General features: G+C 72.6%; 16 protein-coding genes. 4 read left to right on the top strand and 12 right to left on the bottom strand.

Annotated elements, in window-relative coordinates; translation table 11 throughout:
• Positions 1 to 46 precede the first annotated feature (46 nt).
• The gene (locus tag NMK34_RS01695; protein ID WP_318331938.1) at positions 47 to 691 is read right to left on the bottom strand and encodes a UbiX family flavin prenyltransferase; all 645 of its coding nucleotides are present in this window, start codon (positions 689 to 691) and stop codon (positions 47 to 49) included.
• 142 nt (positions 692 to 833) lie between these two features.
• Between NMK34_RS01695 and NMK34_RS01690 the strand changes: the two genes are divergently transcribed.
• A complete protein-coding gene (locus NMK34_RS01690) occupies positions 834 to 1,799 on the top strand; it encodes a terpene synthase family protein (RefSeq protein WP_318331937.1) in 966 nt (321 codons plus the stop codon).
• Between the two features lie 19 nt (positions 1,800 to 1,818).
• On the opposite strand, the gene mqnP is transcribed toward NMK34_RS01690, so the two are convergent.
• From mqnP to NMK34_RS01675, 3 genes are all read right to left on the bottom strand, one after another.
• A complete protein-coding gene (gene mqnP, locus NMK34_RS01685; protein WP_412098938.1) occupies positions 1,819 to 2,745 on the bottom strand; it encodes a menaquinone biosynthesis prenyltransferase MqnP in 927 nt (308 codons plus the stop codon).
• Complete coding sequence (locus tag NMK34_RS01680; protein WP_318331936.1) at positions 2,721 to 4,181, bottom strand: menaquinone biosynthesis decarboxylase; 1,461 nt, start codon at positions 4,179 to 4,181, stop codon at positions 2,721 to 2,723. The genes mqnP and NMK34_RS01680 overlap by 25 nt, the downstream gene beginning before the upstream one ends.
• A gap of 92 nt (positions 4,182 to 4,273) precedes the next feature.
• Positions 4,274 to 4,828 (bottom strand): carboxymuconolactone decarboxylase family protein, encoded by a 555-nt coding sequence (locus tag NMK34_RS01675; protein ID WP_318331935.1) that lies wholly within the window; start codon positions 4,826 to 4,828, stop codon positions 4,274 to 4,276.
• Positions 4,829 to 4,891: 63 nt separating this feature from the next.
• Between NMK34_RS01675 and NMK34_RS01670 the strand changes: the two genes are divergently transcribed.
• Both NMK34_RS01670 and NMK34_RS01665 read left to right on the top strand, forming a co-directional pair.
• Positions 4,892 to 5,362: a MarR family winged helix-turn-helix transcriptional regulator gene (locus NMK34_RS01670; RefSeq protein ID WP_318331934.1), complete on the top strand. Its 471-nt coding sequence runs from the start codon at positions 4,892 to 4,894 to the stop codon at positions 5,360 to 5,362.
• Positions 5,363 to 5,406: 44 nt separating this feature from the next.
• Positions 5,407 to 5,622 (top strand): hypothetical protein, encoded by a 216-nt coding sequence (locus NMK34_RS01665; RefSeq protein WP_318331933.1) that lies wholly within the window; start codon positions 5,407 to 5,409, stop codon positions 5,620 to 5,622.
• Here NMK34_RS01665 and ccsB read toward each other — a convergent pair.
• The 6 genes from ccsB to hemL are packed head-to-tail and all read right to left on the bottom strand — an operon-like array spanning position 5,591 to position 11,654.
• Positions 5,591 to 6,565, bottom strand: coding sequence for a c-type cytochrome biogenesis protein CcsB (gene ccsB / locus NMK34_RS01660; protein ID WP_013283546.1), 975 nt, complete (start codon positions 6,563 to 6,565; stop codon positions 5,591 to 5,593). The genes NMK34_RS01665 and ccsB overlap by 32 nt on opposite strands.
• Complete coding sequence (locus NMK34_RS01655; RefSeq protein ID WP_318331932.1) at positions 6,565 to 8,184, bottom strand: cytochrome c biogenesis protein ResB; 1,620 nt, start codon at positions 8,182 to 8,184, stop codon at positions 6,565 to 6,567. The genes ccsB and NMK34_RS01655 overlap by 1 nt, the downstream gene beginning before the upstream one ends.
• Positions 8,184 to 9,092: a cytochrome c biogenesis CcdA family protein gene (locus NMK34_RS01650; protein ID WP_318331931.1), complete on the bottom strand. Its 909-nt coding sequence runs from the start codon at positions 9,090 to 9,092 to the stop codon at positions 8,184 to 8,186. Before NMK34_RS01650 ends, NMK34_RS01655 begins: the two co-directional genes overlap by 1 nt.
• Positions 9,092 to 9,667, bottom strand: coding sequence for a TlpA disulfide reductase family protein (locus NMK34_RS01645; protein ID WP_318331930.1), 576 nt, complete (start codon positions 9,665 to 9,667; stop codon positions 9,092 to 9,094). The genes NMK34_RS01650 and NMK34_RS01645 overlap by 1 nt, the downstream gene beginning before the upstream one ends.
• Positions 9,667 to 10,314 carry a histidine phosphatase family protein gene (locus NMK34_RS01640; protein ID WP_013283542.1) on the bottom strand — a complete coding sequence of 216 codons (648 nt, stop codon included), beginning with the start codon at positions 10,312 to 10,314 and terminating at the stop codon, positions 9,667 to 9,669. Before NMK34_RS01640 ends, NMK34_RS01645 begins: the two co-directional genes overlap by 1 nt.
• Positions 10,315 to 10,316: 2 nt before the next feature.
• Positions 10,317 to 11,654 (bottom strand): glutamate-1-semialdehyde 2,1-aminomutase, encoded by a 1,338-nt coding sequence (gene hemL, locus NMK34_RS01635; RefSeq protein WP_318331929.1) that lies wholly within the window; start codon positions 11,652 to 11,654, stop codon positions 10,317 to 10,319.
• A gap of 146 nt (positions 11,655 to 11,800) precedes the next feature.
• Between hemL and NMK34_RS01630 the strand changes: the two genes are divergently transcribed.
• Positions 11,801 to 12,133 carry an STAS domain-containing protein gene (locus NMK34_RS01630; protein ID WP_013283540.1) on the top strand — a complete coding sequence of 111 codons (333 nt, stop codon included), beginning with the start codon at positions 11,801 to 11,803 and terminating at the stop codon, positions 12,131 to 12,133.
• Positions 12,134 to 12,228: 95 nt separating this feature from the next.
• On the opposite strand, the gene NMK34_RS01625 is transcribed toward NMK34_RS01630, so the two are convergent.
• On the bottom strand, positions 12,229 to 13,821 hold the full coding sequence (locus tag NMK34_RS01625) for an ABC transporter permease (RefSeq protein WP_318331928.1): 1,593 nt from the start codon (positions 13,819 to 13,821) through the stop codon (positions 12,229 to 12,231).
• Positions 13,818 to 14,756, bottom strand: a complete 939-nt coding sequence (locus NMK34_RS01620; protein ID WP_318331927.1) for an ABC transporter ATP-binding protein — start codon at positions 14,754 to 14,756, stop codon at positions 13,818 to 13,820. The genes NMK34_RS01625 and NMK34_RS01620 overlap by 4 nt, the downstream gene beginning before the upstream one ends.
• Positions 14,757 to 14,792 lie beyond the last annotated feature (36 nt).

Raw genomic sequence — 14,792 nt, 5'->3', positions numbered from 1 at the left:
GCGGTCCGGCCGAGGGCCGCGCCCCGGACGTCGCCCACCGGGTCCGTCAGCGCGGATCCGTCTCCCGGCGACCGGCGGCCAGTTCGCCGGACCACCGCCGGAACAGCGTGTGCTCGACACCGAGCGCGTCGAGCACCTTCCCGGCCACGAAGTCCACGAGCTGCCCGGCGGACGCCGCTGCCCCGGCGCCGTAGAAGCCCGGACTGGCCGGCAGCACCACCGCGCCCGCGTCGTGCAGCGCGATGAGATGTTCCAGGTGACTGCGGGTCACCGGCGTCTCCCGGGGCACCACGACCACCGGGCGGCGCTCCTTGAGATTGACTTCGGCGGCACGCTGGAGCAGGTCCTTCGACAGCCCGATGGCGATACCCGCGCACGCGGCGGTGCTGGCCGGCACCACCGCCATGCCGCGTACCGGGTAGGAGCCGCTGCTCGGGCCGGCGGCCAGGTCACCGGCGGGCCAGTGCCGCAGGTCCGCGCCGGTGAGGTCGCGGTCGAGCCAGGCGGCCAGGTCCTCGGTCCAGTGCGCGTCCCGGAAGGGCCGGCCGGTCTCGTCCAGCACCGTCAGCCGGGCCGCCCGGGAGACGATCAGGTCCACCGCCTGACCGGCGTCGAGCAGTCCCCGGACGACAGCCGCCGCGTACGGCGTCCCGGACGCGCCGGAGACACCCACCACCCATGGTTCGCGCATGCCCCAAGCGTGCCTGGTCGCCGCCGACGGCGGGCGGCGACCCCCGTTCGGTCGGCCCGTCCGGGATGTCCAGAGGGTTCACGGAACTTCCAGCGACGTGAAATTCTTCGGTCGGCGATCGACGTCCACGGAAGGGCCGGTGATGACGGCTGCGGTGCTGCGGGCGCTCCGCGCCGACTGCCCCATCCCGCCCCGCCTCTCCCCGTACGCCGACGACGTGCAGGGCTGGCTGGTGGAGCAGGTCGACCGGCTCGGCCTGCCGGCTGACCCGGTGACCCGGCGACGGCTGGCGCGGGCCGGCTTCGCCCGGTACGCGGGCCGCCTCTACCCGGACGCCACCGAGCCCGACCTGCGGGTGCTGACCGCGCTGTTCACCTGGTTCTTCCTCGTCGACGACGCCTGCGACGGGCGGGACGGGCTGGCCCCGCCGCAGATCCGCGCGCTGCGCGACGGCGCACTCGCCCTGCTGCGCGAGGGTCCGCGCGCCCGCCACCCGGGCTTCTCCGGCCCACTGCGGCGGCTGCTGGTGCAGGCGTGGCGGGAGCCGCGCCGCCGGATGCCGGCCCGGTGGCGGCTGCGTTTCGCCGACGCGGTCGCCGACCACCTCGACGGGGTCCACCGGGAGGCCACCGCCACCACGTCCGGCCGCCCACCGGGCGTCGCCGAGTACGTGCGGCTGCGCCGGGCCACGTCGGCGGCGTACGTGTCGTACCCGCTGATCGAGTTCGCGTCCGGGCGTCCGCTGCCCGACGCGGTCTACCACCATCCGGCGCTGCGGCGGCTCGCCGGCCTCGCCAACGACCTGCTCTCCTGGTTCAACGACATCGCCTCGCTGGAGCGCGACCGGGCCACCGGCGGCGGGCACAACCTGGTGCTGGCGACGGCCGCCGAGCGGGGCGTGCCGCTGCCGGCGGCGGTCGATTTGGTGGCCGGGCACTGGCGGGCCGAGATGGACCGGTTCGCGACGCTCCTGGCGGCGGCGCCGTCGTTCGGCCCGACGCTCGACGACGCCGTCGCCATCCACCTCGACGGTCTGGCCGCCGCCGTGCGCGGCACCGTCGACTGGACGCTGGAGAGCGCCCGCTACCCGGTCGCCGCGGCGTCCTGACCGGGTACCGGCGTCGCCGTTACGGCCGCAGGCCGAGCCGGATCACCAGGTCGAGCAGCGCGAGGACGAACAACGCGATGCCGACGAAGCCGTTGGCGGTGAAGAACGCCCGGTTGACCTTGCTCAGGTCGGTGGGGCTGACCACCATGTGCTGGTAGGCGAAGGCCACAGCGGTGAGCGCCAGCCCGATCCACCACAGCCAGCCGAAGCCGACCCAGGCGCCGAACCAGATGAACAGCGCGAACGTCACCACGTGCGCGACGGTGGAGGCGTGCAGCGCGAAGCGCCGGCCGTACCGGGCGGGGACGCTGTGCACCCCGATCTCCCGGTCGATCTCCGAGTCCTGGCAGGCGTAGATCAGGTCGAAGCCGCCGATCCACAGGCCGACGGCGGCGCCGAGCAGCCAGGCCGGGCCGGAGCCGTCGAGCGTGCCGGTGACCGCCAGCCAGGCGCCGACCGGGCCGACCGCCTGCGCCACCCCGAGGATGGCGTGCGGCCAGTTCGTGAACCGCTTGGCGTACGGGTAGACCACGAGCGGCACCACGGCGAGCGGCGCGAGCACCAGGCAGAGCGGGTTGAGCAGGGCGGCGGCGGCCAGGAACACCACGAGCGCGACGGCCGCGCCGGTCCAGGCCGTCCGCACGCTCACCGCGCCGGTCACCAGTTCCCGGTTCGCGGTACGCGGGTTCCGGGCGTCGATCCGCCGGTCGAGGATCCGGTTCGCGGCCATCGCGAACGTCCGCGCGCCGACCATCGCCACGGTGATCAGCAGCAGGTCTCCCCAGCGGACCCGGCCGCCGTTGAGCTGCATGGCGGTCAGCGCCGACAGGTACGCGAACGGAAGCGCGAAGACCGAGTGCTCGATGGCGACGAGCTTGAGGAAGGACGAGACCCGGCCGGGCCGTTCCTGTACTGCCGCCGTCATCGGATCCCGTATTCCTTCCAGCGCTTGTCGACGAGCGAGACCACCTCGGGCGACATGCGCATCTCCTCCGGCCAGCCCCGGCTGTAGCCCTCCTCGGGCAGCTTGCGGGTCGCGTCGATGCCCGCCTTGCCACCCCAGAACTGCTGGTACGAGGCGTGGTCGAGGTGGTCCACCGGCCCCTCGGTGACCATCAGGTCGCGGGCGTAGTCGACGTTGCCGAAGGCGCGGAACGCGACCTCGTTGTAGTCGTGCACGTCGCAGTCCTCGTCGACGATCACGATCAGCTTGGTCAGCGACATCATGTGCGCGCCCCAGATCGCGTTCATGACCTTCTGCGCGTGCTTCGGGTAGCGCTTGCGGATCGACACGATCGCGCAGTTGTGGAAGACACCGGCGGCGGGCAGGTCGTAGTCGACGATGTCCGGGATCAGGAAGCGCAGCAGCGGCGCGAAGATCCGCTCGGTGGCCTTGCCGAGGCCGTGGTCCTCCTGCGGCGGCTGGGACGTGACGATCGAGTGGTAGACCGGGTTGCGCTGCATGGTCATGCACTCGATGTGCATGACCGGGAACGGCTCGACCGGCGTGTAGAAGCCGGTGTGGTCGCCGAACGGCCCCTCGGGCAGGCGCTCACCCGGCTCGATGTAGCCCTCCAGCACGATCTGCGCGTGCGCCGGCACCTGCAACGGGACGGTCAGGCAGTCCACCATCTCGACCCGTTCACCGGCGAGGAACCCGGCGAACAGGTACTCGTCGATGTCGGCCGGCAGCGGCGCGCTGGCCGAGTACGCCACCACCGGGTCCGCGCCGATCGCGATCGCCACCGGCAGCCGCTGGCCGAGCCGCTCGGCGACCGCGTGGTGCGCGGTGGAGTTCTTGTGGATCTGCCAGTGCATGCCGATGGTGTTGTGCGAGTGCTGCTGGAGCCGGTAGAGCCCGAGGTTGCGCTTGCCGGTCTCCGGGTGCTTGGTGTGGGTCAGCCCGAAGTTGTGGAAGATCCCGCCGTCACCGGGCCACACCTGCAACCCCGGCAGCCGGTTCAGGTCGACGTCGTCGCCGCGGTAGACCACCTGCTGGCAGGGCGCGGTCTTCACCTTCTTCGGCGGCATCGACTTGAGCTGCATGACCTTGCCCAGGCCGCCCATCATCCCGGAGAAGCCCTGCGGCAGTTCCGGCTTGAGCATGTCGCCGATGCGCTCGCCGATCTCGTCGAGGTGTTCCACCCCGAGCGCCATCGCCATCCGCTTCTCGGTGCCGAACAGGTTGATCGCCACCGGCATCTCGCCCCGGGTGGGCCGCTCGAACAGCAGCGCGGGCCCGCCGGCCCGGACGGTGCGGGTGACGATCTCGCTGATCTCCAGCGTGGGGTCGACCGGCGCGCTCACCCGCCGCAGCTCGCCCGCACGCTCCAGCGCCGCGAGGAAGTCCTTCAGATCGGTGTACGGGAAGCGAGCCGCCATACCGCCATCCTCCCGTACGTTCCTGAGAGGTAAGGACGGGCCCCCTTTTAACGCCTCCGGTAGAGGAGGGGCCCCTTCTTAACACCCGCAGCTCAGGCGGCGGGCGTCCAGGCGTACGCGGCCAGCGGCTCGTCGAGCGGCGCCTCGGTGAGCCGGTTGGCGAACGTGGAGATCGTGTACGTGCCGACGCCGAGCACCACGTCCAGCGCGTGCCGGGGCTGCCATCCGGCGGCGAGCAGCGCGTCCAGGTCGGCGTCGGGTACCGCGCCCCGGTGGTCGAGCACGGAGACGGTGAACCGGCGCAGCGCCTCCAGCCGGGGGTCGGGCAGCGTCGTACCGGTCCGCAGCGCCTCGATCAGCTCGGGCGTGGCGCCGTGCCGGACCAGTGTCGCGGTGTGCATGGCCACGCAGAGGTGGCAGCCGTTGCGGGTGGCGACGGTCAGCACGACCACCTCCCGGGCGACCGGGTCCAGGTCGGCGGCCTCGAACGCGGCGTTGGCGGCGAGGAAGCCCTTCAGTAGTTCGGGCGAGCCGGCCATCAGGCTCACGGCGGCCGGTAGGTGACCCAGCGAGCGGCGTACTCCGGCCATGACCGGGCGGGCGGCGGCGGGCGCGGTGTCCGGCTCGTACGCGGTGAAGCGGGACATGACAGGGCCCCTCTCGTAAGATGGTCAACGTGGTTGACGAAATAGTAAACGTGGTTGTCGAACATGGCAATGCCTGACCGCCCCGGCTTCGCGCTGCCGCTGCTCCTGCTTGCCGGTTTCCGCACGCTCGTCGACGACCTGCACGCCGAACTGGCCCGCCAGGGGCACCCCGAGCTGCGCCCGGCACACGGCTTCGTCCTCCAGGCCATCGGCCCGGCCGGCACCACCGCCTCCGACCTGGGGCAACGCCTCGGCGTCTCCAAGCAGGCTGCGGGCAAGACGGTGGACCGGCTGGTCGCGCTCGGCTACCTGGAACGCGTGGACGACCCCGCCGACGCCCGCCGCAGGCTGGTCCGGATGACAGCGAAGGGCCGCGACGGGCTGCACCGCTCGGCTGTGGTCTTCGACGAGTTACACGACCGCTGGGCGGCCACGCTCGGCGCGGACCGGGTCGCCGCCATCGAGGACGACCTACGCCGGGTGGTCCCCGCCGACGTGTTCCGCCTCGACGTCCCCGGCTGGTTCGGCGGATGACTTCGTCACTGACAGGGTCGCCGACGGCGGTTCATCATCGGCGGATGGACGACGCATATGTGGTGGGTGACCCCGACGGCCTCAGCCCGCTCCAAGCCGAGATCCGCGACGCGGTGGCCCGCGAGCTGCACGCCCAGTTCGCGCTGCGGGCGGACCGCCTCGAACTGGCCGACCTGCCGGAGGTGGCCTACCAGGTCACGCGGCGGATGGACGAGGTGCTGAGCGGCACTACACCCCGGCGTACGAGTGCAGACCGGTGAAGAAGAAGTTCACGCCGAACAGGTTCATCATCACGGTCAGGAAGCCCACGATGGAGATCCAGGTGGCCACGTTGCGCTTCACGCTCGGCGTGGCCCGGGCGTGCAGGTAGCCCGCGTACACCACCCAGGAGATGAACGCCCAGGTCTCCTTGGGGTCCCAGCCCCAGGCACGACCCCACGCCGCCTCGGCCCAGATCGCCCCCGCGATCACCGCGAAGGTGAAGATCGGGAACGAGAAGGCGTGCAGCATGAAGGTCAGCCGCTCCAGCCCGGCCGCCTCCGGGAGGCGGCGGGCCAGGGTGTACGGGAAGCTGCGCCGCCCCTGCTCCCAGCCGGACCGCATCAGGTACGCGGCGGCGGGCACCACGCCCAGCAGGAAGATGCCCGAGGCGAAGATGATCGTCGAGACGTGGATGATGAACCACCACGACTGCAGCGCCGGCATCAGCGGCTCGATCGGCACGTAGAGCTTCAGCTCGGCGAACGCCAGCAGCAGCACCATGACCAGCGTCAGGAACAGCCCGAGCCGGCGCAGCCACGGCTGCTTCCAGAGCACCACGAGCCAGGCCGCCACACCGATCCAGGTGCCGGTCAGCACGAACTCGTACATGTTGCCCCAGGGCATCCGGTCGGCGGCGAGGCCCCGGGTGACGACGGCGCCCAGGTGCACGGCGGCGGCGAGCACGGTGAGCCAGGCGGCGATCCGGCCGGCCAGCACGGCCCGCGCGCCGGTGCGGTCCGGACGCGGCGGCGTCGCCGCGACGGCCGGCTCGTCGATGGTGCCGCCGGCTCCGCCGACGCCCGCACCGACCAGTTCCCGCGCCGGCGCGGCCGCGGGCACCTTCCGCGCGTTGCCCAGCGCGAACTCCACGGCGTGGCTGATCATCGCGATCAGGTACGCCAGGATCGCGAACGCGACCAGCTGGTCGGAGAGTGCGGACATCAGTCGTCTCCTTCTCGCGCCCGCCGCGCGTCCGGCGCGTCACCGCTCACCGCGGCGACGAGCTGCGCGAACTCGTCGGCGAACCCAGGGTGCTCGGTGCGCGGCAGCCCACCGGCCTCCACCAAACTACTACCGCTCGTCGGAGATCCGCCCTCGGGGGGCGAAACCCGGAACCAGACCCGGCGCCGCCGGGCGAACAGCGAGCCCATCAGGCCCAGCAGCAGCGTGCCGCTCGCCACCAGCAGCAACGTCTGCCCGGGCGCGTGCCGGACCGCGAGCGTGATGTACGGCTTGGTGCCGACGAACTCCAGCGTGCTGCCGTCGTCAAGGGTCCACTTCTCCCCCGGCCGCAGCAGCTTGGTGCCGATCTCCTTGAGCTTGCCGTCGTCGATCTGCCCCCGGTCCAGCGCGTACACCGAGCCGGGGATGCCCGCGTCCAGCCCGAGGTTGCCCCGGTACGCGGTCAGGTTCACCGCTGGGTTCCGCTCGGCCGGATACTGCGACGAGACGTACGGCGCGCTCTCCGGAGCGGTCGGCAGATAGAGCCCGTCGAAGGCGATCTGCTGGTCCGGTGCACGCGCGCCGGTCTTCGGGTCGACGTTGGCGTCCGGGAAGATCGCCACGCCCTCCTCGGTCGCGTTGGAGTCACCGGTACGCAGGAACGGCGCCTCGCTGGTCTGGCTGCGGCCGTACTTGTCGGTGTACTTCAGCAGCGGCGCGTAGCCGTTGCCGAGCAGGTAGACGTTCGCCGAGCCGAGCCGCAGCGGCGAGTTGACCGAGAACCCGGCGGTCCGTTCCGTGCCGCCCGGCTCGTCCACGGTCACCGTGGCCCAGTAGCGGGACGCCAGCCCGGACGGCAGGTAGTCGGCCTCGAACTTCTCCAGCGTCAGGCAGAACGGCGGCAGGTCGGAGCTGTCCACGCGCGGACCGAGCGACGCCTCGGCGTACTGCTGGCGGGTGTTGCAGAACGCGTTGTCCTCGCCCGCCACCAGGATGCGGTTGCCGTGCCATCCGTACCAGGAACCGAGCGCCACCCCGAGCAGGACGGCGACCAGCGACACGTGGAAGAGCAGGTTGCCGGTCTCCTTGAGGTAGCCCTTCTCGGCGGAGACCTCGTTGCCGCGCACGGTGACCCGCCACCGGCGGCGGCGCAGCACCGCCGCGATCGCCTCGGGGTCGGCGGCGGCCGGGGCCTCCAGCACCGCGTGCTGCGGCAGCCGGTCGAACCGTCTCGGCGCGGCCGGTGGCCTCATCCGCAGCGCGCGGACGTGGTCGCGGGCGCGGGGCAGGATGCAGCCGATCAGCGAGGTGAACAGCAGCAGGTAGATCGCGGAGAACCAGACCGAGCCGAAGACCTCGAACGCGCCGATCTGGTTCAGCCGGGGCGCGAGGTCGGGGTGGTCGACGAACCACTGGTTGACGCGTTCCGGGTTGACGCCGCGCTGGGGCAGCACCGAGCCGGGGATGGCCGCGATGGCGAGCAGGAACAGCAGGATCAGCGCCGTACGCATGCTGGTGAGCTGCCGCCACGAGTTGCGCAGCAGGGCCAGCACCGGGTTGACCCGCCGCCGGGGTGCCTGCGCGGGTGGGGTCGACGGCCTGTCGTCGACGGTCGTCATCAGATGCTCACCTCGCCCACGCCCACGTTCGTCTGCAACCAGATCACCACGTTCACCCAGCCGCCGGTGATCAGCGCCAGGCCGATCGCGATCAGCAGCGCACCGCCGATCCGGGTGACCCACCGGCTGTTGCGCCGGACGGCGCGGAACACCCCGAGCAGGCGCTGGAAGCCCAGCCCGAAGACGACGAACGGTATCCCCAACCCGAGGCAGTACGCCACGGCGAGCACCACGGCCCGGTCGGTTCCGCCCTCGGTGGCCGCCATGCCGAGCACCGCGCCGAGCGTCGGGCCGGTGCAGGGCAGCCAGCTGAGCGCGAAGACCGCGCCGAGCACCGGTGCGCCGAGCAGCCCGGCGGAGGGCAGCCAGCGGATGCGGAACTCCCGCTGCATGCCGGGGATCACCCCGAGGTAGCCGAGGCCGAGCACCACCACGAGCGCGCCGATGACGATCTCCAGCGTGCGCTCGTACCGGAAGAAGAGCTTGCCGACGCCGGAGAAGAGGATCGCGGTGGCGACGAACACGACGGTGAAGCCCGCGATGAACAGCAGCGTGCCGCCGAGCACCCGGCCCTTGACGGCGGCGGTGGTCCGTTGCGGCACCGCCCGCTCGGCGACGCTCACGCCGCCGCCGGCGCCGCCCGCGCTGCCACTCGCGCCCTGGCTGCCGGCGCTGCCGGCGGTGCCGGTGTTAAGAAGGGGCCCTTCCTCTACCGGAGGCGTTAACAGGGGGCCCTTCCTTGCACCCTCCAGGTCGGAGCCGGCCAAGCCCGTCACGTACGACAGGTAGCCGGGCATCAGCGGGAGCACGCACGGGGACAGGAAACTGACCAGTCCGGCCAGTGCGGCCGCGCCGACCGCGAGCAGCAGCGGGCCGGACTCGGCGAGCTGGCGGAACGTCTCGCCCATCAGCGGGCGCCGTTCGGCGGCGGCGACTCGGCGGCGATGTCCTCGACGATCGGCCGCAGCTCGTCGCGGGTGACGGCCCGGCGGATCACCACGGCGATCCGGCCCTCGCGGTCGAGCACGACGGTGGCCGGGGTGGTGTTCGGCGGGATGTCGAAGTTCAGCGCCTGCCGGCTGGCCGGGTCGAAGATGCTCGGGTACGTGACCCGGCCCTCCTCGAAGGCGATCGCCTTGTCCTTGCTGTCCTGCACGTTGATGCCGAGGAACGTCACGCCGGAGCCCTTGGTGGCCTGGTACGTGGCCTCCAGGTCGTCCGCTTCGGCGCGGCAGGGCGCGCACCAGGAGCCCCAGAAGTTGACCACGACGACCTGCCCGCGGTCGCGGGAGATGTCGTAGCTGCCGCCGGTGAGCAGTTCACCGCTCACCTTCGGCGTCTTGGAGCGCTGGTCCGGGGCACAGGTGACAGTCGAGCCGTCGGCCGCGCACCGGCTCTCCTGACTGCCGGAGGAGCAGCCGACCAGCGCCGTACCGGCGGTGACGGTGGCGAGCAGGGCGGCGGCGAGCCTCCGGGTGAGCATCAGGCCCCCTTGGCCGTCCGGGCGGTCGGCGAGATCGACACGAGGTGGGCGGCCGGCTCGGAGTACCCGATGCCGACGATCTTGGCGCCGTCGAAGTGGAACGAGGTGAGGCTGGCCAGGCCGCACTGGCGGCGGCGCGGGTCGTGCCAGAGGCGCTTGCGCTCGACGTGCCGGCGCAGCGTCCAGATCGGGAGCTGGTGCGACACGAGCACCGCCTCCCGCCCTTCGGCGGCGACCCGGGCGGCGTGCAGCGCGGCGAACATACGCTCGGCGATGGCCCGGTACGCCTCGCCCCACGACGGGGTCACCGGGTCGCGCAGCACCCACCAGTTGCGCGGGTCGCGGAACGAACCGTCACCGGGCGAGACCTTCTTGCCCTCGAACCAGTTCGCGCTCTCGATCAGGCGCTCGTCGACGCCGACGGAGAGGCCGAACTGCGCGGCGATCGGCTCGGCGGTCTGCTGGGCGCGCTCCAGCGGGCTGGCCACCACGTGCACGACGGTCCGGTCGGCGAGCGCCTGCGCCGCCGCCTTGGCCATCTGCACGCCCAGCTCGGATAGGCGGAACCCGGGCAGGCGGCCGTAGAGGATGCCGTCCGGGTTGTGCACCTCACCGTGCCGCAGCACGTGCACCACGGTCTCCGCCATTGTTACCCCCCGCTTCCCGCCGCTGCCGCCGCCCGCGCCGCCACCGGCAGGGCGGCGGCGATCTGCTCCCACGCGGCGTCGTCGATCGCGGTCGAGACGAACCACGACTCGAACGCGCTCGGTGGCAGGTAGACGCCGCCGGCGAGCATCGCGTGGAAGAACGCCTTGAACGCCGGCACCACCTGGGTGCGGGCGCTGTCGTAGTCGTGCACGTCCGCGTCGGTGAAGAAGACCGAGAACATGTTGCCCGCGGTGGAGAGGCGGTGTGGCACGCCGGCCGCGGACAGCGCCTCGGTGGTGAGCTTGCCGAGCGCGGCGGCGGTCTCGTCGAGCCGCCGGTAGAGCGCGTCGTCGGCCAGTCGCAGCGTGGCCAGGCCGGCCGCGCAGGCCAGCGGGTTACCGGAGAGCGTGCCGGCCTGGTAGACCGGGCCGGCCGGGGCGAGCTTCGCCATGATCTCCGCGCGCCCGCCGAACGCCGCGGCGGGCAGGCCGCCACCCATGACCTTCCCGTACGTCCACAGGTCCGCGTCCGACGGGTCGAGGCCGTGCCATCCGGCGCGGGACACCCGGAACCCGGTCATCACCTCGTCGACGATGAGCAGCGCGCCGTTGGCGTGGGCGATCCGGGCCAGCTCGGAGTTGAAGCCGTCGCGGGGCGCGATCACGCCCATGTTGCCGGCCGCGGCCTCGGTGATGATCGCGGCGATGTGCTGCCCCTCGGCGGCGAACGCCTCCTCGACCGCGCGCAGGTCGTTGTACGGCAGCACGATGGTGTCGCCCGCTGCCGCGCCGGTCACGCCGGGCGAGTCGGGCAGGCCGAACGTGGCCACGCCGGAGCCGGCGGCGGCGAGCAGCGCGTCGGAATGGCCGTGGTAGCAGCCGGAGAACTTGATGATCTTGGCGCGGCCGGTGAAGCCGCGGGCCAGCCGGATCGCCGACATGGTCGCCTCGGTGCCGGAGTTGACCAGGCGCACCTGCTCCACCGGCGTCCGCGCGATGATCTCCTCAGCCAGGTCGACCTCACCCGGCGTCGGCGTGCCGAAGCTGGTGCCGAGCGGCGCCGCCTCGCGCAGCGCCTCCACCACCGCCGGGTGCGCGTGGCCGAGGATCAGCGGGCCCCAGGAGCAGACCAGGTCGACGTAGCGCCGACCGTCGGCGTCGAAGAGCCACGGACCCTCCCCCCGGACCATGAAGCGCGGGGTGCCGCCGACGGCACGGAACGCGCGCACGGGAGAGTTGACCCCGCCGGGCACGACGGCCTTGGCGCGGTCGAACAGGGCCTCGGAGGCCGGGGCGTCGGCCGGGTAACGGCCGGATCCGGCGGAAAAGGTCTCGGTCACGATGGGGCCATTGTGTCAGCGCCGGAGTGCTGCCTGGCAGGCACCCCGCGACGGGGGTTACCAGGCTCACCCGCCTGAGCGGCGCGACGGGCCGACGGCGAACCGCTCGACAGGCCCGCCGGTCGAGATCGCGATAGGCTGACCGGGTGGATCGTGCCGAACTGTCCATCACCGTACACCGGACGGGTGACGAAGCCGTGCTTCGCCTGGCCGGTGAGATCGACATGCTCACGGCCGCCCAGCTCTCGACAGTGGTGAACGAGGTGCTGGCGGATCCGCCCCCGCGCATCGTGCTCGACCTGGCCGGAGTCACGTTCTGCGACTCGCAGGGCCTGGGCACGCTCGTGGTGCTCAGCCGCAAGGCCAGTCACACCCAGTGCCTGCTGATGCTCACCAACGTCGGCGACTTCCTGATCCGCGTCCTGGACATCACCGGCCTCCGCAGCGCCCTGATGATCCGCAACGAGGCCACCCCATAGCCCCACCCGCCCCCTCCCCGCGATCTTGCACTTGCAGCCCTCCGCGAGGGTGATTCGCACCTTTCGCCGGGGCCACAAGTGCAAGATCAACGGCTTCAGACGACGGGGATGTCGCGGCGGCGGAACGTGAGCAGGCCTGCTGTGGCCAGGGTCACCGCCAACGCCGTCAGCACGTAGAGCGGGGTGGGGGTCCACGTGGCGCGCAGCACCTGGGGAGTGTGCGTGAACGGGGACACGTCCAGCAGCCACTGGTCCAGCTCCAGCACGGCGCCGAGCTGCCCGAGCAGCACGCAGACCGCCAGCGCCACCCAGGCGGCGGACGCGAGCCGGGGCAGCAGGCCGTAGAGCAGCACGGCGAGCCCGGCCAGCACCCACGCCGCCGGCACCTGGGCCAGGCCCGCGGCGAGCATCCGGCCCAGCTGGCGGGGCACGTCGCCGGTGCTCAGCCCGTACGTCAGGCCGGTGGCCAGACCGGTCACGCCGAGCACCACCACCGGGCCGAGCAGCGCGAACGCCACGTGCGACAGCAGCCAGGTAGAGCGCCGGGTACCGGTGGCGAGCACCGGCTCGGCGTGCCCGGCGGCCTCCTCGGCGCGCATCCGCAGCGCGGCCCGGATGCCGTACCCGGCGGCGGCGAGCCCGGCCAGGCTCAGCGTGACCCCCAGGTACGCGTCCGCCATCCCGGACGCCCCGCCGAGCCGGGCCACGATCTCCTCCATCCGCGGGCTCCCCTCGACGGACCGGCCGGCCGCCTCGGCCGCGCCACCGAGGATCAGCCCGAGCAGGCCGAACCCGACCGACCACCAGAGGATCTGCCCCCGGTGCAGCCGCCACGCCAGCCCGAACGGACCGGACAACGCGTCGCCCGCGCCGGCCGGGCCGAGCCGGGGCGGCAGCACGCCCGCGCCCAGATCGCGGCGGACCGAGATCGGGTACGCGAACGCGGCGAGCAGCACCGTCGCGGCCAGCGGCAGAAGCAGCACCCACCACCGCTCCCCCTCGTACGGCCGGACGCGCGCGGCCCAGCCCAGCGGGGACAGCCAGCTCGGCCAGTCGTTGCCGGCGGTGTCCCCGGCCAGGCGCAGCCCGAACGCGGCGCCGAGACCGGCGAGGCCGACGCCCCGCGCCCCGCCCGCAGTCTCGGTGAGCTGGGCGGCCAGCCCGCCGAGCGTCGCGAAGACAGCGCCGGTCAGCACGGTGACCAGCCCGTACGCGACCGAGCCGCCGACCGGCAGCCCGGTCGAGACGAGCCCGGCGGCGGTGAGCAGCCCGAGCACCAGGTCGGCGCCGTACGTGACGAGCAGCGCGGCGGTCAGTCCGGCGTGCCGCCCGAGCACGCTGCCGCCGAGCAGTTCCCGCCGCCCGGCCTCCTCCTCGGTACGGGTGTGCCGGATGACCGTGAGCAGGCTCGCCAACGCGACGATGAGCAGCAGGAAGCCGCTGCGCTGGGCGGTGAGCGCGCCGACGCTGTCGCCGTACGCCGGGCCGAGCAGCGCGACGATCGACGGGTTGCGGGCGGTGCCCTCCAGGTACGCGGCCCGTTCGGCGGCGGTGGGGAACAGCTCGAAGAAGCTGGCCGCGTACGTGATCGGCAGTACCGCGAGGACGAGCACCCACAGCGGTAGCAGGAGGCGGTCCCGGCGCAGGATCAGCCGGACCAGGTGACGGGTGCCGGTGAGCGTGCTCATGAGCGGTCCGCCCCCTCGCGAACCGCATCCGAGGGCGCCACGTCGGCGGCAGGCGCCGTCTCGTAGTGCCGCAGGAACAGTTCCTCGAGCGTGGGCGGCGTGCTGACCAGGCTGCGTACCCCCAGCTCGGTGAGCCGGCGCAGCGCGGCGTCGAGCGACGCGGTGTCCACGTCGAAGCGGACCCGCTGCCCGTCCACCCGCAGGTCGTGCACACCAGGCAGGTCGGCCAGGCCGTCCAGCGGCGCGGTGACCTCGGCGTCGATGGCGGTGCGGTGCAGGTGGCGCAGGTCGCCGAGCGTGCCGGACTCGACGGTCCGGCCGGCCCGGATGATCGTCACCCGGTCGCAGAGCGCCTCCACCTCGGCGAGGATGTGGCTGGACAGCAGCACCGTGCGCCCGTCCTGCCGGGCCCGGCGGACCCAGTGCTGGAAGACCTCCTCCATCAGCGGGTCGAGCCCGGAGGTCGGCTCGTCCAGGATGAGCAGTTCGACGTCGGAGGCGAGCGCGGCGACCAGGCCGACCTTCTGCCGGTTGCCCTTGGAGTAGGTGCGGCCCTTCTTGCGCGGGTCCAGCTCGAACGACTCCAGCAGCTCGGCGCGGCGTCTCGGGTCGAGCCCGCCGCGTAGCCGGCCGAGCAGGTCGATCACCTCGCCGCCGCTGAGGTGGGGCCAGAGCGTGACGTCGCCGGGTACGTACGCGAGGCGGCGGTGCAGCGTCACCGCGTCCCGCCACGGATCGCCGCCCAGCAGTCGGACGGCCCCCGCGTCCGCCCGCAGCAGGCCGAGCAGCACCCGGATGGTGGTCGACTTGCCGGAGCCGTTCGGGCCCAGGAAGCCGTGCACCTCACCGGTGCGAACGGTCAGGTCGAGCCCGTCGAGGGCCCGGGTGCGGCCGAAGGTCTTCACCAGGCCGGACACGTCAATTGCCGTTTCCATACTTCAGAAGCTACGCTCGTTTCACAAAGTTGTGAA

It is taken from the genome of Micromonospora sp. BRA006-A (assembly GCF_033433935.1).
In the GTDB taxonomy this organism is placed as follows: domain Bacteria; phylum Actinomycetota; class Actinomycetes; order Mycobacteriales; family Micromonosporaceae; genus Micromonospora; species Micromonospora aurantiaca.
This window is presented reverse-complemented; position numbering and strand designations above follow the sequence as displayed.